Annotated in this window: 29 protein-coding genes; all 29 read left to right on the forward strand. The window is 30.8% G+C overall.

What is annotated here, in order from left to right; genetic code table 11:
* Positions 1–7: 7 nt before the first annotated feature.
* The 29 genes from OCU47_RS03710 (at position 8) to pseI (ending at position 25065) form a co-directional block, all read left to right on the forward strand.
* Positions 8–1105, forward strand: coding sequence for a protein-glutamate methylesterase/protein-glutamine glutaminase (locus OCU47_RS03710; protein WP_261827246.1), 1098 nt, complete (start codon positions 8–10; stop codon positions 1103–1105).
* 10 nt (positions 1106–1115) lie between these two features.
* On the forward strand, positions 1116–1883 hold the full coding sequence (locus tag OCU47_RS03715; RefSeq protein WP_261827247.1) for a CheR family methyltransferase: 768 nt from the start codon (positions 1116–1118) through the stop codon (positions 1881–1883).
* Positions 1884–1894: 11 nt separating this feature from the next.
* The gene (locus OCU47_RS03720; protein WP_261827248.1) at positions 1895–3943 is read left to right on the forward strand and encodes a chemotaxis protein CheA; all 2049 of its coding nucleotides are present in this window, start codon (positions 1895–1897) and stop codon (positions 3941–3943) included.
* A 17-nt stretch (positions 3944–3960) separates the two neighbouring features.
* Complete coding sequence (locus OCU47_RS03725) at positions 3961–4563, forward strand: chemotaxis protein CheC (protein ID WP_261827249.1); 603 nt, start codon at positions 3961–3963, stop codon at positions 4561–4563.
* Between the two features lie 16 nt (positions 4564–4579).
* A complete protein-coding gene (locus OCU47_RS03730; protein WP_261827250.1) occupies positions 4580–4939 on the forward strand; it encodes a response regulator in 360 nt (119 codons plus the stop codon).
* A gap of 16 nt (positions 4940–4955) precedes the next feature.
* Positions 4956–5366 carry a chemotaxis protein CheW gene (locus tag OCU47_RS03735; protein ID WP_261830578.1) on the forward strand — a complete coding sequence of 137 codons (411 nt, stop codon included), beginning with the start codon at positions 4956–4958 and terminating at the stop codon, positions 5364–5366.
* Between the two features lie 20 nt (positions 5367–5386).
* Positions 5387–6382, forward strand: a complete 996-nt coding sequence (gene fliM, locus OCU47_RS03740) for a flagellar motor switch protein FliM (RefSeq protein ID WP_261827251.1) — start codon at positions 5387–5389, stop codon at positions 6380–6382.
* Entirely contained in the window at positions 6375–7526 is a 1152-nt protein-coding gene (gene fliY, locus OCU47_RS03745) for a flagellar motor switch phosphatase FliY (RefSeq protein WP_261827252.1), read from the forward strand. The genes fliM and fliY overlap by 8 nt, the downstream gene beginning before the upstream one ends.
* Before the next feature lie 267 nt (positions 7527–7793).
* Positions 7794–8072: a flagellar biosynthesis anti-sigma factor FlgM gene (gene flgM, locus OCU47_RS03750; protein ID WP_261827253.1), complete on the forward strand. Its 279-nt coding sequence runs from the start codon at positions 7794–7796 to the stop codon at positions 8070–8072.
* Entirely contained in the window at positions 8072–8470 is a 399-nt protein-coding gene (locus tag OCU47_RS03755; RefSeq protein WP_261827254.1) for a flagellar protein FlgN, read from the forward strand. Before flgM ends, OCU47_RS03755 begins: the two co-directional genes overlap by 1 nt.
* A 16-nt stretch (positions 8471–8486) precedes the next feature.
* Positions 8487–10310 (forward strand): flagellar hook-associated protein FlgK, encoded by a 1824-nt coding sequence (flgK, locus tag OCU47_RS03760; RefSeq protein WP_261827255.1) that lies wholly within the window; start codon positions 8487–8489, stop codon positions 10308–10310.
* A gap of 11 nt (positions 10311–10321) precedes the next feature.
* A complete protein-coding gene (flgL, locus tag OCU47_RS03765; RefSeq protein WP_261827256.1) occupies positions 10322–11311 on the forward strand; it encodes a flagellar hook-associated protein FlgL in 990 nt (329 codons plus the stop codon).
* 26 nt (positions 11312–11337) lie between these two features.
* A complete protein-coding gene (fliW, locus tag OCU47_RS03770; protein WP_261827257.1) occupies positions 11338–11763 on the forward strand; it encodes a flagellar assembly protein FliW in 426 nt (141 codons plus the stop codon).
* A 4-nt stretch (positions 11764–11767) separates the two neighbouring features.
* On the forward strand, positions 11768–11983 hold the full coding sequence (gene csrA / locus OCU47_RS03775; RefSeq protein ID WP_261827258.1) for a carbon storage regulator CsrA: 216 nt from the start codon (positions 11768–11770) through the stop codon (positions 11981–11983).
* Positions 11984–11995: 12 nt separating this feature from the next.
* Positions 11996–12340 (forward strand): flagellar protein FlaG, encoded by a 345-nt coding sequence (locus OCU47_RS03780; RefSeq protein WP_261827259.1) that lies wholly within the window; start codon positions 11996–11998, stop codon positions 12338–12340.
* A gap of 17 nt (positions 12341–12357) precedes the next feature.
* Positions 12358–12663, forward strand: coding sequence for a hypothetical protein (locus tag OCU47_RS03785; RefSeq protein ID WP_261827260.1), 306 nt, complete (start codon positions 12358–12360; stop codon positions 12661–12663).
* 10 nt (positions 12664–12673) lie between these two features.
* Complete coding sequence (gene fliS, locus OCU47_RS03790; RefSeq protein ID WP_261827261.1) at positions 12674–13051, forward strand: flagellar export chaperone FliS; 378 nt, start codon at positions 12674–12676, stop codon at positions 13049–13051.
* A gap of 14 nt (positions 13052–13065) precedes the next feature.
* Positions 13066–14655, forward strand: a complete 1590-nt coding sequence (gene fliD / locus OCU47_RS03795; protein WP_261827262.1) for a flagellar filament capping protein FliD — start codon at positions 13066–13068, stop codon at positions 14653–14655.
* Positions 14655–14984, forward strand: coding sequence for a flagellar protein FliT (locus tag OCU47_RS03800; protein WP_261827263.1), 330 nt, complete (start codon positions 14655–14657; stop codon positions 14982–14984). Before fliD ends, OCU47_RS03800 begins: the two co-directional genes overlap by 1 nt.
* A gap of 149 nt (positions 14985–15133) precedes the next feature.
* Complete coding sequence (locus tag OCU47_RS03805) at positions 15134–15943, forward strand: flagellin N-terminal helical domain-containing protein (RefSeq protein ID WP_261827264.1); 810 nt, start codon at positions 15134–15136, stop codon at positions 15941–15943.
* A gap of 272 nt (positions 15944–16215) precedes the next feature.
* The gene (locus OCU47_RS03810) at positions 16216–17025 is read left to right on the forward strand and encodes a flagellin N-terminal helical domain-containing protein (protein ID WP_261827264.1); all 810 of its coding nucleotides are present in this window, start codon (positions 16216–16218) and stop codon (positions 17023–17025) included.
* Positions 17026–17122: 97 nt separating this feature from the next.
* A complete protein-coding gene (locus OCU47_RS03815; protein WP_261827265.1) occupies positions 17123–18853 on the forward strand; it encodes a motility associated factor glycosyltransferase family protein in 1731 nt (576 codons plus the stop codon).
* A 3-nt stretch (positions 18854–18856) separates the two neighbouring features.
* The gene (locus OCU47_RS03820; protein ID WP_309297429.1) at positions 18857–20086 is read left to right on the forward strand and encodes a motility associated factor glycosyltransferase family protein; all 1230 of its coding nucleotides are present in this window, start codon (positions 18857–18859) and stop codon (positions 20084–20086) included.
* Positions 20087–20151: 65 nt separating this feature from the next.
* The gene (locus OCU47_RS03825) at positions 20152–20499 is read left to right on the forward strand and encodes a DUF8042 domain-containing protein (protein ID WP_261827266.1); all 348 of its coding nucleotides are present in this window, start codon (positions 20152–20154) and stop codon (positions 20497–20499) included.
* 19 nt (positions 20500–20518) lie between these two features.
* Positions 20519–21544: a UDP-N-acetylglucosamine 4,6-dehydratase (inverting) gene (gene pseB / locus OCU47_RS03830; protein ID WP_261827267.1), complete on the forward strand. Its 1026-nt coding sequence runs from the start codon at positions 20519–20521 to the stop codon at positions 21542–21544.
* Between the two features lie 31 nt (positions 21545–21575).
* Entirely contained in the window at positions 21576–22526 is a 951-nt protein-coding gene (locus tag OCU47_RS03835) for an ATP-grasp domain-containing protein (protein WP_261827268.1), read from the forward strand.
* A 9-nt stretch (positions 22527–22535) separates the two neighbouring features.
* The gene (locus OCU47_RS03840; protein WP_261827269.1) at positions 22536–23201 is read left to right on the forward strand and encodes an HAD family hydrolase; all 666 of its coding nucleotides are present in this window, start codon (positions 22536–22538) and stop codon (positions 23199–23201) included.
* Between the two features lie 18 nt (positions 23202–23219).
* A complete protein-coding gene (locus OCU47_RS03845; protein ID WP_261827270.1) occupies positions 23220–23870 on the forward strand; it encodes a cytidylyltransferase domain-containing protein in 651 nt (216 codons plus the stop codon).
* A 142-nt stretch (positions 23871–24012) separates the two neighbouring features.
* Positions 24013–25065, forward strand: a complete 1053-nt coding sequence (gene pseI, locus OCU47_RS03850; protein WP_261827271.1) for a pseudaminic acid synthase — start codon at positions 24013–24015, stop codon at positions 25063–25065.
* Positions 25066–25071: the final 6 nt, after the last annotated feature.

The raw sequence follows: 25071 nt of genomic DNA on the forward strand, positions 1-25071 counted from the left end.
GATTGTTTTGGGTAAAATAAGAGTAGTAGTTGTTGATGATTCGGCTTTAATGAGAAAAATAGTATCAGATATGATAAATGCAGAAGAGGATATGGAAGTCGTAGCTATTGCTAGAAATGGTCTAGAGTTGATTGAAAAAATAGATTTATATAAACCAGAAGTGATAACTCTTGATGTGGAAATGCCAAAATTAGATGGAATCAATACTTTAAAAGAATTAAAGAAGTTAAAAATTAATTCAAAAGTTATTATGTTAAGTTCTTTGACAAGAAGTTCATCTGAAGTAACTTTGGAATGTCTTGATTTGGGCGCATTTGATTTTGTGTTAAAGCCTTCTGGCTCTATATCATTAGATATAAGCAAGGTAAAAGAAGAACTAATCAGAAAAATTAGAAGTAGTCAAAAAGCCAATGCACATACTGTTAATAAATCATTTAATTCTATAGATAAAAGCAGAATTTATGGTGAAAATAACAGTAATGGCAATGTAGCAAAAAAAGAAACAATTACTACAAAAAAACAATTAAATAATAAAATTAATGCAGTTGTTATTGGAGCATCTACAGGTGGGCCTAAGGCTTTACAAACAGTATTGACTGCAATAAAAGCTAATTTAGGAGTTCCAGTATTTGTGGTGCAGCATATGCCCATAGGTTTTACAAAAGCTTTTGCTAATAGATTAAATGATTATTGTAATTTAAGAGTCTTGGAAGCTGATGATGGAATGGAAATTAGGGAAGATACAATATACATAGCGCAGGGCGGAAGCCATATGAAAGTTGAAAAAAATAGAATTGTTTTGTCTTCAGAAAATCCTATATGGGGAGTGAGGCCAGCAGTTGATAAATTATTTATTTCTGCAGCAGAAATATATAAAGGAAATTTATTATCAGTAGTACTCACCGGGATGGGAAAGGATGGAGCCAATGGAACCGTTGAAGTGAAGAAAATGGGTGGATACACTATATCACAGGATGAAGCTACATCAACAATTTATGGAATGCCTAAAGCTACCTACGAAACAGGTATGGTGGATGAGGTGCTACCTCTAGATAGAATTGGAACAAGAATCGATGAGTTAGTAAGAAAAAGTAGAATAATGTAGGGGGGACAAAATGGATTTTAAAGAATTTGAGAAATGGGTGCACAAAGAAATTGGAATTAATTTATCTGCGTATAAGCCCGCTCAATTACATAGAAGAATAGAAAGTCTTATGACTAGAGTTGGAGTGAAAAGTTTAGAGGAATATACCAAACTAATAAAAAGTGATGGTGAACAAAGACAGAAGTTTTTAGATTTTATAACCATCAATGTAACAGAATTTTTTAGAAATCCAGAATTGTTTAAGGATCTAGAAAGTAAACTTAAAAATGAAATGCAAGCAGGTACAAAACCGTTAAAAATATGGAGTGCAGCTTGTTCTATAGGGTGTGAACCTTATTCTATTGCTATGATTTTAAGAAATATCAATCCTAATATAAAGCATAATATAATAGCTACAGATATAGATGAAACAATTCTAAAGAGAGCTAAAAAAGGTGAATATACAGATAATGAAATGAAAAATGTATCACCAGAAAATTTAAGTAAATATTTTAAGAAAATAGACGAAAAATACTATATAGATGATGTAGTGAAAAATATGGTTACTTTAAAGAAGCAAGATTTAATATTAGATGAATATGAACAAAATTTTGATTTGATCGTTTGTAGAAATGTAGTAATTTATTTTAATACAGATGTGAAAAATGAGATATATATGAAGTTTAATAAATCTTTAAAAAGTGCTGGATACCTTTTTGTTGGAGCTACTGAAAGCATATATGGCTATAAAGATTTTGGTCTTGAAAAATCATCTACATTTATATATAGAAAAATTTAGGAGGGAAATATATGGATACATCTCAATACCTATCAATGTTCTTAGAAGAATCAATGGAAAACTTACAAACGCTTAATGAGTCATTATTGGAGTTGGAACAAAATCCGGAAGATATAGACAGACTAAATGAAATATTTAGGGTGGCACATACAATAAAAGGAATGGCTGCTACAATGGGATTTGGTGATATTGCTGAATTGACACATAAAATGGAGGATGTATTATCTGAATTTAGAGAAGGTCAACTTAAAGTTACACAAGATGTTGTAACAGTTTTATTTGATTGTTTGGATACTTTGGAAAAGATGGTAAATAACATTTCAGAAGAAGTTGATGAAAAAGTAGATATAACTAATATAATGAAGTCATTAGAAAAAATAGCAGAAGGAAATAGTAATGAAAAGGTAGAAGATACTTCATCAGAACAACATGAAATAGTAGCCACTTCAGTTGGTGAAGAAGAATTTTTATTACAACTTAATGAGTATGATAAAGATGTAATTAGTGAGGCTATTAATAAAGAGTTTAATGCATTTGAATGCAAGATAGTATTAAGTCAGCAAACTTTATTAAAATCAGCAAGAGCATTTCTTATATTCCAAGATATAGAAGAGCACGGAGAGATAATAAAATCTTCACCAAGTGCAGAAGATATAGAAAATGAAAATTTTGATTTTACTATGGAACTTGTGGTTTTAACAAAGTTAACTAGTGATTCAATGAAAGAATTAATATTAAATATTTCAGAAGTAGATAAAGTTTTTGTAAAACAAATCGAAACTAATAATGTTATAAACTCACAAGCATCAAAAAATAAAGTTCAAGCTAAGGAAATAGAACCTGCAGTTGGAGGCAATCAAGCTAAACCAGTTGCAACTAAAGCAGCTACAAAAGAAAATAAACCAAATACTCAAAATAAGGAACATAAAAAAGTTCATCAATCAGTAAGAGTAGACTTGGAAAGAATTGATAAACTTATGAATATGGTTTCAGAACTTGTAATTCATAGAACAAGATTAGAGCAAATAAGTTCATCTTACAGATCGCCTGAATTGAATGAAACATTAGAACAAGTGGCAAGAATAACTTCTGATTTACAAGATATAGTAATGAAGATAAGAATGCTACCATTAGATGTTGTATTTAATAGATTCCCTAGAATGATAAGAGATTTATCAGTGGAACTAGATAAGGAAATGGAATTTATTATTGAAGGTCAAGATACAGAACTTGATAGAACAGTAATTGATGAAATTGGAGAACCATTAATCCACTTATTAAGAAATGCTGCAGATCATGGAGTGGAATCAAGAGAAAAGAGAATAGCTAGTGGCAAAAATCCTAAGGGAACAATTAAGCTTGTAGCATATCAAGAAGGTACAAAGGCTGTTATTAAGGTTCAAGATGATGGTGCAGGAATAAATGTAGAAAAGGTTAAAGCTAAAGCTGAACGTGTAGGAATAAATACAGATGGTATGAGTGATTTTGATATTAAAAATCTTATTTTCTCACAAGGTTTCAGTACTAATGAAGTTGTAACAGATATCTCTGGAAGAGGAGTAGGAATGGATGTTGTTAAAACTAAGATTTCTGCGTTAGGGGGTACTGTAGATGTAATAAGTGAAGAAGGTAAAGGTTCAAGCTTTATAATAAAATTACCTTTAACACTTCAAATAATTCAAGCTTTATTGGTAAAGGTAGGAGAAGAAACTTTAGCTATATCTCTTGGATTTATTGATAGAGTAATAGATTATAAGGAAGACAAAATAAAGAAGACTAATGGAAAAGAAGTTATAATCTATAGAGATACTGTAATTCCACTTGTAAGATTAGGACAAAAACTTGATATTAATACTAATCATAATGGCAAGAATTTTGTTATAATAGTTAAGGTGGGAGAAAAAGTTGTTGGATTATTAGTAGACAGCTTATTAGGACAACAAGAAATTGTTATAAAGCCATTAGGAAAAACTTTAGAACAATCTAAAGAATATATTGGAGCTACAATCCTAGGTGATGGACTTGTAACATTAATACTTGATGTGGCAGCATTGATATAATTTCAAGGAGGAGAAATATGGACTACGCAAGCTTAAATAGCTTACAGTTAGATGCGTTGCGGGAGGTTACTAATATTGGTGCAGGGAATGCTGCAACAGCACTGTCACAACTTTTAAATAAAAAAGTTGATATGACAGTACCTGCAGTGAATATAATTAATTTTGATGAAATTTTTACTTCAGATGCTGAAGAAAAAATAGTAATCGGAATTCTTGTTAGAGTATTAGGAGATGCACCAGGAAATATTTTATTTGTTTTTGAGCAAGAAGTGGCAGAAAACATAATAACTACATTAACTGGAAGTCGCGAAAATCCCATTGATGATATGGGGATATCTGTATTATGTGAAATAGGTAATATAATATCTGGTTCATATATGAATGCAATTGCTACCTTAACAAATTTAAGGCTTATGCCTTCTGTGCCAGCAGTGGCTAATGATATGTTAGGAGCAATATTAACAACTACGTTTATCGAAACAGCACAGTTTTCAGAAAATGTATTAGAAATTCAAACTATGCTGGTTGAAAATAAAGATGAAAAAATAGGCGGGGATTTTTATTATATTCCTATGCCTGGTTCACTTGAAAAAATACTAAATTCAATAGGTGTGAATTAATGGAGGAGATTTAGAGATGGCAAAAGTATTAATAGTAGATGACGCAGCGTTTATGAGAATGATGATAAAGGATATCTTAGAGAAGAATGGCTTTGAAGTTATTGGAGAAGCTAGTAATGGATTAAAAGCAGTAGAAATTTATAAAAAGGAAAAGCCAGATATAGTTACAATGGATATCACAATGCCAGACATGGATGGAATACAAGCAGTAAAAGAAATAAAGGCATTTGATGCAGCTGCTAAAGTTATTATGTGTAGCGCAATGGGTCAACAAGGAATGGTTATGGATGCAATAAGAGCAGGTGCAAAGGACTTTATAGTAAAGCCATTCCAAGCAGATAGAGTATTAGAAGCAGTTACAAAAGTATTAGGATAGGGGATGATCAGCTTTGATGCAAGTGGTTGTATTTAATTTAGGAAATGAACAGTTTGCAGTTGAAACTTCAAAAATACAAACAATAACTGATGTTATGAAAGTTACAAGAGTACCAAAAGCTCCAGCCCATATAAGAGGATTAATTAATTTAAGAGGAAGTATTTTATCTCTTCTTGATATAAATTTACTTTTAGGTTTAGATAATAGTGAGTCAAATAAGACTGAAGCAGAAAATATTATTATTCTTAAAGTAAATGATGAGCAAATTGGTATATCTGTAGACCAAGTACATGAAGTCTTGGATGTAGAAGAAAAATCAATTCAAAAATTTAATGATGACAAAAATCAAGCATATATTAAAGGAATATTAAATTTTTCTGATAGAGTGGTTACTGTAATAGATATAGATAAACTTTTAACAAACTAATTTAGAAATGAGGTATCGCTATGGCAGATGTATTATCGCAAAGTGAAATTGATGCTCTTTTATCTGCCCTGTCAGCTGGTGAACTAGAAGCAGAGGAACTTCCTAAGGAAGAAGAAAAGCAAAAAGTAAAGGTATATGATTTTAGAAGTCCACAGAAATTTTCTAAGGAACATATAAGAGCGTTAGAAGTAATTCATGATAACTTTGCGAGAATTATTTCTAACTATTTAACAGCCCAGGTTAGAAAAAATACTAAAATAAATATCCAAACTGTAGAGCAGATTACTTATGAAGAATTTATACATTCAGTACCAAATCCAACTATCATGACGGTATTTAAAATGCCACCATTAAATGGAACAGTATTGTTTGAAATGAACCCTACATTTTCATTTAATGTAATTGATATTTTATTAGGTGGCAATGGGGAAAGAACGCATGTAAATAAGGAATTTACAGATATAGATAAAAACATAATATTTAATGTTGCTTCTGGACTAGTATCAAATTTGAAGCTGGCATGGGAAGATGTATTAGATGTATCTATTGAAATTGAAAATATAGAAACAAATCCAGCACTTAACCAAACACTAGCTCCAAATGAGCCAGTAGCATTAATAACTTTCTCTGTAGAAATGGGAAAAAGCAGCACGTTCATACATCTTTGTATACCATATTTAAGCATTGAAAAGTTTTTGGATAAATTGGTTATGCAAAATTGGTTCCAAAGCAATGAAGATGAAGAAAACGAACATATTAGGAAAAAGATTAGAAATAGAATTAATAATGTTGAAGTAGACGTAGCCGTACAGCTTGGTAAGACTGATATTATTGTAGATGATTTTCTAAGATTAGCTGCTGGAGATGTGCTTGTTTTAGACAACAAAGCAAGTAGTCCAGTTGATGTATTTATCGAAAATGAATTATGCTACTATGCAAAGCCAGGCATTATGGGTAAAAAGATGGGAATATCGATATTAGATAGTGTAAGGAAGGATGTGGAAAGCGATGAGTAATGGATTTCTTTCACAGGAAGAAATAGATTCTCTATTAAATGGAGGTCCTTCATCGAATGAACAACCTGTTAATGAAGAGAAACCAAAGCAAGATTTATTAACAGATATTGAAAAAGATTTATTGGGTGAAATTGGAAACATATCAATGGGATCAGCTTCAACTGCTCTCTCTCAAGTTACGAACCAACCAGTTAATATTACTACACCTGTAGTTTCAATTACAAATTTTAGAGAGCTAAGCAAGAATTTTGAGGTTCCTAATATAGTTTTAGAAGTAAAGTATGTATCAGGAATAACTGGTAAGAATATTTTAGTAATGAAAAGCACAGATGCAGCGGTTATTGCAAGCCTTATGATGGGCGGAGATGGGAAACCAATGACTACTGAACTTAGCGAAATAGAAATTAGTGCAGTTCAGGAAGCTATGAATCAAATGATTGGATCTGCTGCAACGTCAATGGCAACTATGTTTGCTAGAGAAGTAAATATTTCACCACCAGTTTCTCAGACTTGGACTGAGGATACTATACCAGAATCACAAGATATAGGCGAAGATGAAGAATTAGTTCAAGTTTCATTTAGTTTAACAATAGGAACTTTAGTGGATTCAAGTATAATGCAGTTATTGCCAGTGCAGACAGCTAAAAAGATTGTATCAATTATGATGGGTGAGGAGGAAAAGGAAGAAGCAGCTGTTGCTAAAGCAGCTCCTACACCAGCACCTGCTCCACAAACACAGAGAGCTGAAGTTAATAATTCGCCTCAACCAACTAACTATGATTTTACATCTAAACCAATAGAAGAGCCAAAGAGACAACCAGTTAATGTGAATGAAGTTTCTTTTGAGCCATTACCTACAAATCAACCAGTTATGAGACCAGCCCCAGATAATATAGATTTAATTTTAGATGTGCCATTGGAAATATCTGTAGTTCTTGGAAGAACTAAAAAAAGTATTAAAGATATTTTAGCATTAGGAAATGGTTCATTAATAGAGTTAGATAGATTGGCAGATGAGCCAGTTGAAATATTAATTAACGGCAAAAAGATTGCTAATGGTGAAGTTGTAGTCGTTGATGAAAACTTTGGTGTTAGAGTTACTAGTGTAATTAGTGGTGAAGAAAGAATAAGATCATTAAGATAGCTTAAAATGCAATATAATATATAAAAATTAAAAGGATGATTTCTTAGTAATATAAGAATCATCTTTTTGGTTTTTTTTAAGCAAAATGATAAATTTGTAATTAATTCTTCCAAAATAGCAAATAATATAATAAAACATATAATAATTGATTTAAGGTTGAAAATATGAAAAAAAAGTTAATAAAGTTATAAATATATGTTTAAAAGCTAAATTTAATTAGCAGATAAACGATAATAGATTTAGGAGATGAGTGAGGAGGCTTTTAAAATGAATATAGATAAAATTAATGAAGTGAGCAAGCTTACTAAATTATATAATTCTAATAAAGTTAATTCAAAACCAAATGTAATGCCAGCAAAAACAGATAAGATAGAAATATCTTCTGCAGCTAGAGCATTAAATGGTTTAGGAAACAGTGGATTGGATATAGATAGAAACAAAAAAGTTGAATCTATTAGAAATCAAATCCAAAATGGGACATATAATTGTGATGCCAAATTAATAGCTCAATCAATTATGAAAGCTATAAAGGAGAGTACAACTTAATGGAATTATTAGAGATAATGAAATCGGAAAAGGAAGCTCTAAATTATCTAAAGGAGCTTTTAAACGAACAATATCAATATATAATGAAAAATGATGTATTTAAGTTGGATGAAATTGTTGATAGAATACAACAAAGCAATAAGAAAATTGCTGAATGTGAAGTGAATAGAAGGAGAGTTTTGGCAGGGAAGCCGTTAAAAGACGTTATTGAAACTGATGATGATTTAATGAAGGAATATATTGGCATTAAAGATGTCATTAGGGAAATTACTCTTCAAAAAGATACAAATGAACTTCTAATTAAACAGCAATTAATATTAACAAATAAATTATTAGCGATAATGAATCCTAATAGAGATCAAAAAACATATAATTCCTATGGATATTTAAAAAAGTAAACGGAGGTAATAGATAGTGGCAGGATTATTTTCAACCTTTAATATAGCAAGAAGTGGTATGTCAGTAGCACAAAAAACCATTGATGTTACATCGCATAATATATCTAATGCAAGTACAACGGGATACTCTAGGCAGGTAGCAACAATTGTAACCAATAGGCCAGAATCAGTAGCAGGTACGAATGCTGGTCAGATGGGAACTGGTGCAAATGTAGATGATGTAAGCAGAGTAAGAGATACATTTCTAGATTTTCAAGTTAGAAATGAGAGCAGTGTATTATCTAAATATGATACTAGAGAAAAATTTCTTGGTGAAATAGAAGGTATTTTTAATGAACCAAGTGATTCAGCATTATCAACAAAATTAGGCGCTTTTTTTGATTCATGGCAGCAATTATCTAAACAACCTCAAAGTTCAAATACTAGAACTGTTGTAGCGCAACAATCTATTGCTTTAGCAGATCAATTAAATAGTACTTATACTCAACTAAAAAGGTTAAAGGATAATGCAGAACAATTAGTAAAAGATAACGTAGTAAATATTAATTCTAAATTGAATGATTTACAACAACTAAATCAGCAAATTGTTAGTATTAAGGCTACAGGACAAAATCCTAATGATCTTATGGATAAAAGGGACAATATACTGGATGAATTAAGTAAGCAATTTAATATTTCTGTAGATAAAAAAAATTATGATGGAATAGATGTAAGAGCTACTGATTCTAATGGTATGGTTAGTTCTAAGGTTGTTACGGCTGATTTAAATGGAGAGGCAGCTCGTTTCTCTTATATAACAGATATACAAAAGGATGATTCAGATGCTTCAGGAAAAACTTATAAGATAACATATTATAAGCTTGGTGCAATGAATGATGAGACAAATAGACAAACTATGATTGTAACTAATGTTTCAGATGATCAGTTGGCTCAAATAAAACAAAGTAGAATCCTTTGGGCAAATTCAGAAGGGGTTGCAACTAGAGGTGATGGCTCTACTATTAACAATGGAAATGCTATTACATCAGGAGAGTTGAAAATTTTTAGTCCAAGCTCTGGAGAAGTAGCGGGTAATGCTTCAGTTCAAACAGATATAGATCAATATATTGATGAAGTAAATAAGTTAGCTAAAACTTTAGCTTTTGCTGTAAATACAATTCATAGTGGACTAGCCAATGGAAAACCGTCAAATGGAAATCCTGATAGAGATTATATGCCGTTTTTTGTAAATGGATCTGTTGCTAAATATAATGCTAGAGGCGAAATGACAAATTTAGATGGTATTCTTGAAGGTGAGGATGGAATTACTGCTGAAAATATAACTGTGAACAAAGAAATAGTAGCGGATGTAATGAAAATAAAGACTAAAACTAATGATGATTCTTATGCGTATACTTCATTGAATACCCAAGATGGTGAAGGAGATGGAAACAGAGCATTAGCTATAGCTCAACTTAGAAATTCATTATTAATGGTTCAAGATGTAGGAAAAACAATAAATACTAGAGAAGATCTGTTTAATACCAACAAAGAGGGAAATCTTCTTACTAATAATGGAATGACTGTACAAAATAATTTAAGTGGGATGACTTTAGATTCTTATTTTAAAAATACAATTAACACCTTAGGTGTACAATCTAAACAAGCTCAGGAAGTAGTTAAAGGTCAACAAAATGTTTTGGATTCTTTACAACAACAAAGAGACTCTGTTTCAGGAGTAAGTTTAGATGAAGAAATGGCAAACTTAATACAATTTCAACATTCATATACGGCTAATGCTAAGGTTATATCAACGATTGATCAATTATTGGATGTTGTAGTAAATGGGTTAATGAAATAGGAGGAGTTTAAATGAGAGTTACAAATAGAATGTTAGCAAATAACTTTCTAACAGACATGAGAAATAATCTTTCAAACTTAAAAACTGTGCAATCACAACTTTCATCAGGAAAAGAAATACGCAAACCATCAGATGATCCGTTTAAGGTTGCAAGAAGTATGGAATTGTATTCAGGTATACAAGCGAATAAGCAATATAATGAAAATATTAAGGATACATCTAACTGGCTTGATGCAACAGATACATCATTAGATCAGATAACAAATAATATGCAAAGAGTAAGGGAACTTCTTGTTAGTGCTGGTAATGCAGCTTATGGTTCAGATGAAAGATTAGCAATAAAGGATGAGTTGAATCAAAGGATAGAAGAAGTTGGACAAATATTAAATACTAACTTTGATGGCAAGTATCTTTTTGGCGGAACAAAGGTAACATCAACCCCAGTTGCGGTAAAGGCAGATTTAAATGGAAATAATAGAATAGCGTTTGCTGGTAAAGATGGTTCTGAGTTAGTACCAGGTACTGGAGATCCAAATACAGATAATCAATTAAAGATGTTATCTACAAAGTTAAATACTGAAGTTTCTCAAGGAGTTTCTATGGACTATAATGTAACATCTTCTGAGCTTCTTAGTTTTACAAATGAGAAAGGAAAATCTATTAATGTATCAGATTTGTTAAATCAAATTGTAAATAATTTAGATGATCCATCTCAAGATGCAAAAAATAAGATTACTGGGGATAATCTTCAAGGAATTACGGATACTATTACTAATCTCTTAAAGGTAAGAGCAGAAGTAGGTGCAAAACAAAATAGAATGGAATCGGCTCAAGAAAAGAATCAGTCTGAAAATTATAATTTAACTGATATACTTTCTTCAAATGAAGATATAGATTATACAGAAAAGATGATGGATTATTCAGTTTTACGTTCTGTATACATGGCATCTTTGCAAACAAGTTCAAAGGTTATACAACCAACTCTATTAGATTACGTATAATTTAATATTTTAGTAGGAGGAGAAAAATGAAGTTTAATACAGCCTATAATGGTGAAATAAATTATGAAGAAAAAGATATAATAACAATAAAAAAAGGCATTCCTGGATTTAAAGGATTGACTAAGTTTGTCATATTGGATGTAGAGGATAATGATGTATTTAAATTAATTCATTCTCTAGAGGATCCATCATTAGGTTTAATCATACTCTCTCCTTTTAGTGTTGTTGAAGACTATGAGATTAAATTAAGTGAAGAGGTAATTGCAGAACTTCAAATAGAGAAAGAACAAGATGTTGTCTTGTATAGTATAGTGACTTTAAATTCTGACTCAAGTAAGATAACAGCTAACCTTATGGCACCTATTGTTATAAATGTTGAAAAGAAGCTTGGCCAACAAGTGATTATAGAAAATAGTAAATATAAGATAAAAGAACCTATAATTCAGGGGTGAGAATATGTTAGTAGTTACAAGAAAAATTGGAGAAAGCATATTAATAGGTGATAACATAGAGGTTTCAATCTCTAAAATAGAAGATGGTAGTGTGAAGATAGCTATTGAGGCACCTAAAGATATAAGAATTTTAAGAAAAGAGATTTATAAACAAGTTGAGCAAGAAAATATAGAGGCAGCAGTGATAGATTTAAAAGTTTTAAAAGATATAAAAAAGTAGGGGGAGAAAAATATGGATGTTAAGTCCGTAAATGGAGTAAATAGTGCTGAAGTATATTCAAAATCTATAGAAAATACAACTGCTAAAAATGAATCAAACCAAGAAAATGATGAAAAATCAAGAGAAGAATATGAAAAATCTGTGCAAAAAGCAGTAGATAAGGTTAATAAATTTTTAGAAGATGAAGGAACTTATGCTAAACTTACAGCACATGATAAATTCAAGAATGAAATTATAGTTACGATAATAGATAAGAAGACAAATGAAGTAGTAATGCAGGTCCCTTCTAAGAAAATTCTTGATATGGTAGCTAAGATGTGTGAAATGGCTGGAGTTATATTCGATAAGAAGGCATAGTTTAGGGGTGGTTTTCTATGCAATATATAATTAATAAAATTGATACGGATATAAGAAGAAAGGTTTTAGAAAAAACCAAAGATGGGAAAGTTCATAGAAAAGATGAAATTAGTAGAATTAATGAGATGAAGGATCATGGAGAACATTTAGATGAGAAATCTAAAAAGAAAAATGAGGAAAAGCATTTTTCTGAAGTTCTAGAGGATGTAAAAAAGGTTACAGTGGAAGCAGTGAAGCTAGAGTCTGTAAAAATTGATGCACAGCTAAATTCTAAAGAAAAGAAAATAGAAAAAAAAGGAGTATTCTTAGATATAAAGAAATAGGAGGAATAAGATGTATACTCAAGGATATAGCATTTATAAAAATAACAGTGTTAATTATGCATCGAAGGATAAATTATTATTAATGTTGGTAGACGGAGCTGTAAAATTTTCTAAGATGGCTAGACAAGCTATAATTGATAAAAACATTAAAAAAGCTCATGAAAATATTATAAAGACTGAAAATATATTTGGAGAATTAATGGTAAGTTTAGACAGATCACAAGGTGAATGGACTGACCAAATATTCAGTGTTTATGAATTTATAAATTATAAATTAGTAGAAGCTAACTTAACCAAAAAAGTTGAGGTAATAGATGAAGCAATACCATTGATAGAGGAAATAAGAGATCTTTGGTATGAAGTAGATAAAAGAGCTAAAAGAGCATAAAGGATGGTGTTAGTATGACTACAAGAATAAGTGGATTGGCTTCCGGCTTAGATACTGATTCAATTATTAAGGAAACTATGAAGCCTTATCAAACAAAGGTTGATCAAAAGAAACAAGAAAGAGATGTAACTCAATATCAACAGGATCAATATAGAGAACTAGTAAAGGCATCTCAAGATTTTTATAATAAGTATTTTGATATTACAAAATCAGATAGTTTGTTAAGAGATGGATCTTATAAAACTGTAAGTTTTAGTGCAGGAGATGGTTCTGATACAGCAACTAATAGTGCACCTGTAACAGCTAAAGGATTAGCTGGTGCAGCAGTAGATAATTATAAGGTAGAAGTACAAGCATTGGCGCAGCCTGCCAAACAGACAATTACTCCTGCACAACTATCTGCTATGAAAGCTTTGGAAGTTAAAATAAATGGACAAGATGTAACGGTAGTAAGAGGGACACAAAATGATACTGATTTTATAAGTAGTATTAATTCTAAGTTTAATTCTTTGGGAATGAGATTAACTCAAAGTGCTTTTAATGGTGGTAATTATACATTATCAACTAATAATACAGGTGAATCTGCTAAATTTGATTTAATTACTACTACAGCAGGTACTAATACCACTACTGTAGATGCAAAGGGTAATACTATAATTGATACAAGCCAAGCAGGAGCAACAACTACCGCTGGAATACAAGGAACTAAGGCTAGTGTAAAAATAACAAATTCTGCGGGACAAACTGTTGATTATAATGGAGATAGTAATACTACTGTTATAGATAATGTACAATTTAACTTTAATGGAGTTACTGGAGCATTTGGAAATACTACTGATATTAATGGAAACCATGTTCCTAGTGCTACAGCAGTTAATTTAACAGGAAGAACAGATGTTAAAGATTTAAAGGATAAGATAGTTGGTTTTATAAATGACTATAATACTTTGCTTGGGAAAATAAATACTAAGATTTATGAGACAAGAGATAAGAATTATATGCCGTTAACAGATGATCAAAAAGCATCTATGAGTGATTCTCAAATTCAAAAGTGGGAAACTAAGGCTCAGACAGGGCTTTTAAGAAGAGATTCAGATCTTCAAAGAATTGCTGACAATATGAAGAGTGCCATGGGAGCAACACAATCATTATTACAATCCAGTGGATTGAGCTTGGAGAAAATAGGGATAAAGCCTGTACAGAACTATCAAGATAAGAATGGGCTTTATACAGTAGATGAAGAAAAATTAACTACTGCACTTCAAACTAATGGAGATCAAATTAAAACTATGTTTACTAAATTGCCATCTAGTGATACGGCTGAGGATGGTGGAATACTACAAAAATTAAAGAAAGTGCTGAATGATGAGACAATTAGTTCAGATTCACCTTTGTCTAAGAAGGCAGGTTTTGAAGGAACAGCTACTTTCTATGATAATGAATTAACTAGACAGCTGGCTGAAGAAAAGAAGAAAATTGACGAGATGACAGCTGACTTAACTGATAGAGAAAATAAGTTATATTCAAAATATTCTAAGCTTGAAAGTGCTATGAATTCATTAAATTCTCAACAATCTTGGTTCTCACAACAGATGGGTCAATAATGAGGTTAGAAGAACTGCTTATTGAATATAAGCATTTATCAGAGCAAATAATTTTAGAGGCAAAGAGTGAAGCTAATATTCAACCGTTGCTTGAAAAGAGGCAAGCTATTATTAATAATGTTGATTCGTTGCAATACAGTAAAGATGAATTTATTAATATTGCTAAATCTTTAGGACTAATGGAATTAGAAAAAGAATTAACTTTAGCTGTAGCCAAGGAGAAGAATGAACTCAGAACCAAGCTTGATAGGGTGAGAAAAACAAAATTAGCTAGGAATATGTATGAGAATAGTAAGGTTAAATCAAATGGTTTTTATGCTAAAATTTAATACTTAAAATTCTATAAAAAAATTTAAAAAGAAATTAAAAAAACTCTAAAGTAAATAAAAAGCTTAGCGATAATATAAACATAAGGTTGAAAAACCTTAAAAAATAAAGGACAAGGAAGTCCGCTTTAAAAATCAAGGAGGAATTTATTATGGTAATTAATCACAATATGAGCGCAATGAATGCTCAAAGACAACTTGGTGTTAACACTGGAGCTCAATCAAAGTCAATTGAAAAATTAAGCTCAGGTTTAAGAATCAACAGAGCTGGAGATGACGCTGCAGGTCTTGCAATTTCTGAAAAAATGAGAGGACAAATCAGAGGTCTTGATCAAGCTTCAAGAAACTCACAAGATGGTATCTCTTTATTACAAACAGCTGAAGGTGCTGTAAATGAAACTCACTCAATTCTACAAAGAATGAGAGAATTATCAGTACAATCTTCAAATGGAACTTATACATCTACAGATAGAGCTGCTATACAAAAGGAGTTCAATCAATTAAGATCAGAAGTTACAAGAATAGGACAACAAACTGAATTTAATACTCAAAAGTTATTAAATGCAGGAAAGACTATATCTTTCCAAGTTGGAGCAAATAGTGGACAAACTATATCTATCGATTTAAAATCTATGGGAGCTACTGGATTAAACATTACAGGTGCTACAGTATCAACTCAAGCTGGAGCTCAATCTGCAATAACAACTATTCAAAAGGCAATTGAAGATGTTTCATCATTCAGAGCTGATTTAGGATCTGTTCAAAACAGATTAGAACACACAATAGCTGCTGATGATAATACATCAGAAAACATCCAAGCTGCAGAAAGTAGAGTTAGAGACGTAGATATGGCTAAGGAAATGATGAGCTACTCAAAGAGTAAGATCCTTGCTAGTGCTGCTCAATCAATGCTTGCTCAAGCTAACCAAGCACCACAAAACGTTCTACAATTATTACAATAGTAGAATTCTATTGGAAGAAAGAGTGTCAATTGACACTCTTTTTTTGTTAAATAAAGTTTGATCAATACTATTTCAGAGAGCATAAAGACTCTGCTAGAATTGACTTAAAATGTATGAAAAATAAGTTGTTAAAATAGATAAAAAAATAGTTAATAAAATAAAAAAACTCTAAAGTAAATAAAAAGCTTAGCGATAATATAAACATAAGGTTGAAAAACCTTAAAAAATAAAGGACAAGGAAGTCCGCTTTAAAAATCAAGGAGGAATTTATTATGGTAATTAATCACAATATGAGCGCAATGAATGCTCAAAGACAACTTGGTGTTAACACTGGAGCTCAATCAAAGTCAATTGAAAAATTAAGCTCAGGTTTAAGAATCAACAGAGCTGGAGATGACGCTGCAGGTCTTGCAATTTCTGAAAAAATGAGAGGACAAATCAGAGGTCTTGATCAAGCTTCAAGAAACTCACAAGATGGTATCTCTTTATTACAAACAGCTGAAGGTGCTGTAAATGAAACTCACTCAATTCTACAAAGAATGAGAGAATTATCAGTACAATCTTCAAATGGAACTTATACATCTACAGATAGAGCTGCTATACAAAAGGAGTTCAATCAATTAAGATCAGAAGTTACAAGAATAGGACAACAAACTGAATTTAATACTCAAAAGTTATTAAATGCAGGAAAGACTATATCTTTCCAAGTTGGAGCAAATAGTGGACAAACTATATCTATCGATTTAAAATCTATGGGAGCTACTGGATTAAACATTACAGGTGCTACAGTATCAACTCAAGCTGGAGCTCAATCTGCAATAACAACTATTCAAAAGGCAATTGAAGATGTTTCATCATTCAGAGCTGATTTAGGATCTGTTCAAAACAGATTAGAACACACAATAGCTGCTGATGATAATACATCAGAAAACATCCAAGCTGCAGAAAGTAGAGTTAGAGACGTAGATATGGCTAAGGAAATGATGAGCTACTCAAAGAGTAAGATCCTTGCTAGTGCTGCTCAATCAATGCTTGCTCAAGCTAACCAAGCACCACAAAACGTTCTACAATTATTACAATAGTAGAATTCTATTGGAAGAAAGAGTGTCAATTGACACTCTTTTTTTTGTTAAAGAAAGTTGAGAAAAATACGATAAATACCTCATAAGGAGTGAGATTATGAGTTTAAATATTGAGCGATCTAAAGATGGATATAAAATACTACAAGTTGAGATAGATGGAAAAAAACAATACATAGGAAGCAAGTATAATCATGCTAGAGAAATAGAAAGTTTTATAAGTAGTTTTGAGCAATTTACCGATAAAGATAATTATATAGTTTTTGGTTTGTCTTTTGGAGAACATATTGAGAAGTTATTACAGTTAACACAAAATGAAAGTAAAATATTGATTGTTGAGATAAATGAGGAATTAATAAATTATTGTAAAGAGGATGAACATATTAGTAAGATAATAAATAATCCTAGAATAACAATAGCTCAAACGGAGGAAGAGGTAAAAAAGTTTTTCAGAGAATATATTAATCAAATGAATGTAAATAATACACAGATTGCGTATTATTGTAAATATGATAGGGCTTATAAAGATAATCTTGCATATATTTACGCAATTATAAAAAGTGAAGCAGAAAGAATAATGGCAGATAGAAATACATCTATATTTTTTGGCGAAGATTGGTTTGAATCTTTGTTAGCAAATTTAAAATATATGGCGCAAGGTACTCCAGCAAATGATTTTTATGAGAAATACAAGAATAAGCCTGCTATCATAGTTTCGGCAGGACCTTCATTAAACAAGAATATAGGAAAACTTAAAGGTGTGGAAAATGCTTTGATTATTAGTGGAGGGAGAACATTAAAGCCGTTACTTGAAGAAAATATAGAACCTACTTGCCTATGTGTTATAGATCCCGGAGAAGTGTCTTACAAGTTAGTTGATGGAGCAATTGGGAATGTAAAATGTCCTCTAGTATTTTATGATGGAACTAACCCAAAAGTTGTTAAAGAGCATAAAGGGGACAAGATATTTAGTACAAATAATAAATTTATAAATGATATTTGGAAAGAAGATATTATAACTTTGTCTGGAGGAGGATCTGTGGCCCATGTAATGACTATTTTTGCTGCTTATATGGGATGCAATCCAATTGTTTTTATAGGTCAAGATTTAGCTTATACAGGGGAAAAAGGTCATGCAGATATTGCTAAAAACAAATGGCAGAATATGACATTTAATGACTATAAAAAAGATAATGATATCTATGTGGATGATATTTACGGAAATAAAGTTAGAACTAGTCTAACTTTAAATGGATATAGGTTAGCTTTGGAAGAAATAATTGAAGCCTTTTCTGATACAAGATTTATTAATGCTACAGAAGGCGGAGCTAATATAAAAGGTGCTGAAAATAAAACACTAGAAGAAGCTTTATCTGAACTGGATAAAGAGCCAATTGTTACTATGGAAAAGTTCTTAAGAAATGAAAATAGAAAAAAAGATATAATTAATAAGCTTGAGAAAACTTTAGAAATATTTAAAGAGTGTATATTATTATGTAATAAAGGAAGAAGAATTTTAGGCGACTTTAAAACTAATTATTATTTGAAAAATCAAAATAAGCTAAGCTATAATATAGAACAATTAGATAAGATAGATAACAAGATAAGGGAAGGTATAGCAAGTATAACATTGATTGATACTATACTATTCAACACTATGTTTGATATCGAAAATAAGTCGGAATTTATTATAACATCTTCTGATAATAAGGAGGAGATTTTTAATAAAAATATTAATAAAAATGAAGCGATATATTCTGGTTTAAAATCTGTAATTGAAAAATGTTACGAAAAAGTTGAAAAAACTATAATGGAGATGAAAGAAGAATAAATTATGGAGTTAGAGAAAAGCAAAACAGGAGTGCTTACAATGAGATATAACAATAAATATATACATAGTAAGTATGATCCCATTAAGGAAAGTGAACAATTTGTTGTAAATAATATTCACTTTATTAAAAATAATATAATCGTAATATATGGATTAGGATTAGGTTATCATATTAATTGTATTTTGAATTATATTACAGATGGCACTAAGATATATATATTTGAATGGAACAAAGATTTAATTGAGGCTTGTAAGATGGTAAATGCAGATTTGTTTATAGAGAAAAATATAAAAATAATTAGTGGTACTCAAAAGGATTTCTACGAAAAACTTTCTTCATATTTAGAGAAAGTTAATGATATTATAGTGCATAAGCCATCCTTGGAAACAATTAGTGAAACTAATGATAAATTATACATGTTAATCAAAGGATATTTGATTACTAAACAATGGATTAAGGATAATGGCAGTTTATTAGAAGAAAATTATATTTATAACAGTAAGATTAATGCTAAGAGCATTAAAGAACTAATAGATGATTTTACACAAGTAAATAGTCATAAGCCTTATATAATAGTAGCAGCAGGACCTTCTTTAGATTTTGATTTAGATTTATTAAAAGAAAATAGAGAAAGATTCAATATTATTTCAGTAGGAAGTGCTTTGAGAAGTTTGATGAATAAAGGAATAAAACCAGATGCAGTTGTCATAATCGATGGGAAAGAAATTGTGAAAAATCAATTGAGGGATTATGAAAATAGTGGTATCTCGTTATGCTTTTTATCAACAGCTTCTAGATGGGCTGTAGAAGCCTATAATGGTCCTAGATATATTTTTTATAATAGTGTTGGAGAAGATGAAGTAATAATAAGAACAGGAAAAACAGTTGCAGTAGCTGCGATTGATATAGCATTAAAATCTGGTGCACAGGAAATAATATTATTAGGTCAAGATTTAGCTTTCTTAGAAAACAAATCTCATACAGAAACCTTTGAAGCAACCTATGGATTTAAAGATGTTATCAGAAAATCTGGTGTGAATAAATTTGTTAAAAGTATTGATGGAAAGATGTTAGAAACAACAGAAGGATATCTTTATTTTAAAGCACAGATAGAACTTATTATAAATGAAAGTAAATCTATAAGTTTCATTAACTGTAGTAAGGGAGCTCTTATTGATGGAGCGGTTCATATGTCATTAAGTCAGTATTTAAATAATTACATTAAAGAATAAATTAAATTAGTCGATAAAAATAATATAATATTTTTTGGAAGGATAAAGAAATTGGAGGCAGTAATATGAATGAACAAATAGAGGCCCTTAAAACCGCTAGTGAGTATATAGATAATTTGAAAGGTGGAATTAACACCTTGGTGAAGTTTATAGAAGAAGGTGAGGAAGAAAAAGGCTGTGGATATATTCCTTTGGTTGCAGATGGAATAGAATGGTTGATGAATGTTGTTGATTTAACACAAGAGTTTCATGAAGGCAAAGTTTCTTTGGATTCAATAAATCAAAAATTAGAAGAAATAGTTGAAGCATTAGAAAATGAAGATTATACTTTAGTAGGAGACTTGTTTAATTATGAAATATTACCTATTTTAGAGCAAGCACAAGTTTCAATAAACAGCGTTATACAAAATTAAATAAGTAGGGGGTAGAGAAATGTTTGAAGATAAAGCGATACTTGTTACAGGTGGCACAGGATCATTTGGAAATAGATTTACAGAAAGAGTGCTAAGAGAGTACAATCCAAAGAAGATAATAATTTATTCAAGAGATGAGTTTAAGCAAGATGTGATGAAAAAAAAGTTTTCAATTATGTTTCCTGATAAAGTACATAAATTAAGATTTTTTATTGGTGATGTAAGAGATAAAGAAAGACTTTATAGAGCATTTGATGGAGTGGATTATGTTGTTCATTCAGCTGCAATGAAGCAAGTTCCAGCTTGTGAATATAATCCTTTTGAAGCTATAAAAACTAATATTCATGGAGCTCAAAATATAGTGGATGCAGCTATAGATTGTAAGGTTAAGAAGGTAGTAGCACTTTCTACTGATAAGGCAGTTAACCCTATCAATTTATATGGAGGTACAAAGCTAGTATCAGATAAGTTATTTATATCAGGTAATGCTTACTCTGGTGGAGCTGGTACTATATTTTCTATTGTTAGATATGGAAATGTTGCAGGAAGTAGAGGATCTGTAATTCCATTCTTTAAGGAATTGATTGAAGCAGGTAAGAGAGAACTTCCTATAACTGATTATGGTATGACTAGATTTTGGATAACTTTAGATCAAGGTGTAGACTTAGTTTTTAAGGCTCTTAAAGAAGCTAGAGGCGGAGAAACTTATATATCTAAAATACCTTCATTTAAGATTACTGACCTAGCAAAGGCTATGCTTAATGATGTGGAAATGAAGGAAGTTGGTATTAGAGAAGGAGAAAAGTTACATGAAGTTATGGTAACTAAAGATGATTCTCGAAATACTTACGAATATGAAAAGCACTATATTATCTATCCTGTTTTTGATTGGTGGAATTCTATTAATTATATGACACCAGGCGGTGAAAAAGTGGAGGATGGCTTTGAATATAATTCAGGAACAAACTCACAATGGTTGTCTGTTGAAGAATTAAGACATGAGTTAAATATTCTTGGTTTATATCAATACCCAAAATACAACTAAAATTAATTTAATGATTGGAAAAGGTTGAAGTATGAATATTTTAATAACTTCTATTGGAAAGAGAGTTCAATTAATAAAGTATTTAAAGCAATATTTCAATATAATAGGGGTGGATGCTGGAGAATTAACTCCAGCTAAATCTTTTGTTGATAAATTTTATAAAATTCCTAAAGCTAGTGAAGAAGATAAATATATTAATAGTCTATTAGCTATATGTAAAGAAGAAAAAGTAGATGTGTTAGTACCTTTATATGAAGGAGAATTTAAAATTTTATGTGAAAAAAGAAAATGCTTTGGAGATTTAGGGACTTTACTTTTATTAAGTAGTAAACAAGTATTAGATATATGTAAGGATAAATATTACACGTATGAATACTTTAAAAAAACAGATGTAAAAGTACCTAAGGTATATGCACAAGAGGAAATTGCTGGTGCAGAATTACCTGTAATAATAAAGCCTAAGGACGGAATGGGAAGTTCTAATGTTTTTAAAGCAAATAATATTAGGGAAGTACAGTTTTTTAGTCAATACGTTAAGAATTCTATAGTACAACAATACATAGAAGGCGAAGAATATACTGTTGATGCACTAGTAGATTTGAGTGGAAATCCAGTATATATAGTCCCTAGAAAAAGACTTGAAGTAAGAGCAGGTGAAGTTGTAAAGAGTTCCACTACAAGAGATGTAGAAATTATAAATGAAACTGTGAAGGTAATTAAACATCTTAATACTGCAAAGGATAGTGTTGGTTTGGCAGCTGTGGGACCACTGACAATACAATTTTTTAGAGATAAAAACAATGAAATATATTTATTAGAGATTAACCCTCGGTTTGGTGGAGGAGTTCCTCTTTCTTTTAAAGCAGGAGCAGATTATGGCATGGCAATAATGTCAATAAAAGATGGTAAAAAGTTAAAATATGTAGATGAATTTGATGAAGTTACAATGCTTAGATACGATGAAGCAATTTATATTGAGTAGGTGAAAAAGTTGATAAAGGCTTTGATTTTTGATTTAGATGATACTTTGTATTATGAAAAAGAGTATGTTTTGGGAGCTTTTAAAGAAGTTGCAGCTTATCTTGGAAATAAGTACAATGAATCATTTGAAGAGATATATACAGAGATGACAATAATTCTTGATACCATGGGAAGAGGACAGATTTTTGATATAATTTGTGATAAACATGGTTTTGATGAGAAAATCGAAGATTTAGTTGATATATATAGAGCTTCAAAACCTAAATTAAAGCTTTATGATGACAGTAAAGAAGTTATGGTTTGGGCAAGGAATGCTGGTTATAAGTTGGGGATAATTACAGATGGATGTGTTCAAGTTCAGAAGAATAAGGTTGAAGCATTAGAAATTAATAAATATGTAGATTGTATTGTTCTTACTGATGAACTTGGCAGGGAATTTTGGAAACCTAATGAGAAACCATACAAGCTAATGTTGAAGGAACTTGAGGTATCTGCTGATGAATGTGTTTATATAGGAGATAATCCTGTTAAAGATTTTATTGGAGCAAGAAAGCTTGGATTGAGAACAATAAGAATAATAAGGGAAAATGGTGACCATATAAGCAAGAGATTAGGTATTGAATTTGAAGCAGATGATGAAGTCGTCAATTTAAAAGAGATAAAAGAATTAATCTAAAGTTAGGAGAGAATATTTATGAAGGTTTTATGTATTGTTCAAGCAAGAATGGGATCTAGCAGATTACCAGGAAAGGTAATGAAGGATCTTATGGGAAAACCTATGATTACTTATACCTTAGAAGCATTAAAAAGAAGCAGATATATAGATGAGGTCATTTTAGCAACTTCGAATAAGAGTATAGATGATCCTTTAGCTGAGTATGTGAAAACTTTAGGTATAGAAGTTTTTAGAGGTGATGAAGACAATGTACTTGAAAGATATAAGCTTGCTTCTGATAAGTATAAAGGTGATGTAATTGTAAGGGTGACTGGAGATTGTCCATTGATAAATCCAATAATTTGTGATAACGTTATAACTCACTATCTAATGTATAATTATGATTATGTTAGACTAGATGTACCTAATACCTTCCAAAGGGGCTTTGATACAGAAGTTTTCTCAAAGGAAAGTTTAGAAAAGGTATATTCTATTGCTTGTAGCAATGAAAATATACATAGAACTGAATACTCTCAATTTAGAGAACATGTAACTTTATATATCTATAATCACAAAGAGGAGTTTAAGGTTGGAGTAGTTAAAGGTGAACAAGACTATCTTAAGAATAAAGAAATAAATTTAAGTGTGGATACAGAAGAAGATTTTAAACTAGTTGGGTTAACTATGTAGAGAATATAGCTGTTTCTAGTGGAAGTTACTTCTATTAGAGCAGCTATATTTTTTATATAATAGTTAAACTTTGTTATTAGAATAAAGAATTAGGTATAAGGTAACGATAATAAAAAAAGAAATATTTTACGAGGTGAAGTAAATGAATAAGTTAATTGAAATAGATGGAGTAAAGATAGGTGAAGGTCAACCAACCTTTATAATAGCAGAGATGTCTGCCAATCATCTTCAAGATTATGATAGAGCGGTAGAGATAATTAAGAAAGCAAAATGGGCTGGAGCAGATGCAATAAAGCTTCAAACTTACACTCCTGATACAATAACCCTAGATTGTGACAATGAATATTTTCAAATAAAGCAAAAAACTATTTGGGATGGAACAACTCTACATAAACTTTATCAAACTGCGTACACTCCTTGGGATTGGCAGCCTAAATTGAAGAAGGTTGCTGAAGAGGAAGGATTAGTTTTCTTCTCATCTCCTTTTGACTTTTCAGCGGTAGATTTTTTAGAAGAAATGAATGTTCCAGCATATAAAATAGCTTCTTTTGAGATAAATGATATTCCATTTATTGAGTATATTGCATCAAAGGGCAAGCCAGTAATAATGTCGACTGGAATTGCAAGAATGGGAGATATACAAGAAGCTATAGATGCCTGTAAAAGAATGGGCAATGAGAATGTAGCATTGTTAAAATGTTCTTCAGCTTATCCGGCGCCAGTAGAAGAGATTAATTTAAATACTATACCTAATATGAAAGAAACTTTTAATGCCGTAGTAGGTTTATCAGACCATACAATGGGAAATTGTGTTTCAGTAGCAGGTGTAGCTAAGGGAGCTCATATTATAGAAAAACATATGACATTAAGAAGAGCTGATGGTGGTGCTGATTCTAAGTTTTCAATGGAGCCAGAAGAGTTTAAAGAAATGGTAGATAATATTAGAATAGTAGAAAAAGCTTTAGGAAAAGTAACTTATGATTTAACAGAAAAACAAAGAAATTCAAGAGAACATTCAAGAAGTCTATTTATAGTTAAGGATGTAAAAGTAGGGGAAGTATTTACTGAAGATAATCTTAGAAGTATAAGACCGGGATTTGGATTAGAAACAAAATACATTAAAGATATACTTGGTAAAAAAGCAAAGCAGGATATTAAAAAAGGAACACCAATGGCATGGAACTTGATTGAGTAAGAGTAG

Source organism: Clostridium sp. TW13, from assembly GCF_024345225.1.
GTDB lineage: Bacteria > Bacillota > Clostridia > Clostridiales > Clostridiaceae > Inconstantimicrobium > Inconstantimicrobium mannanitabidum.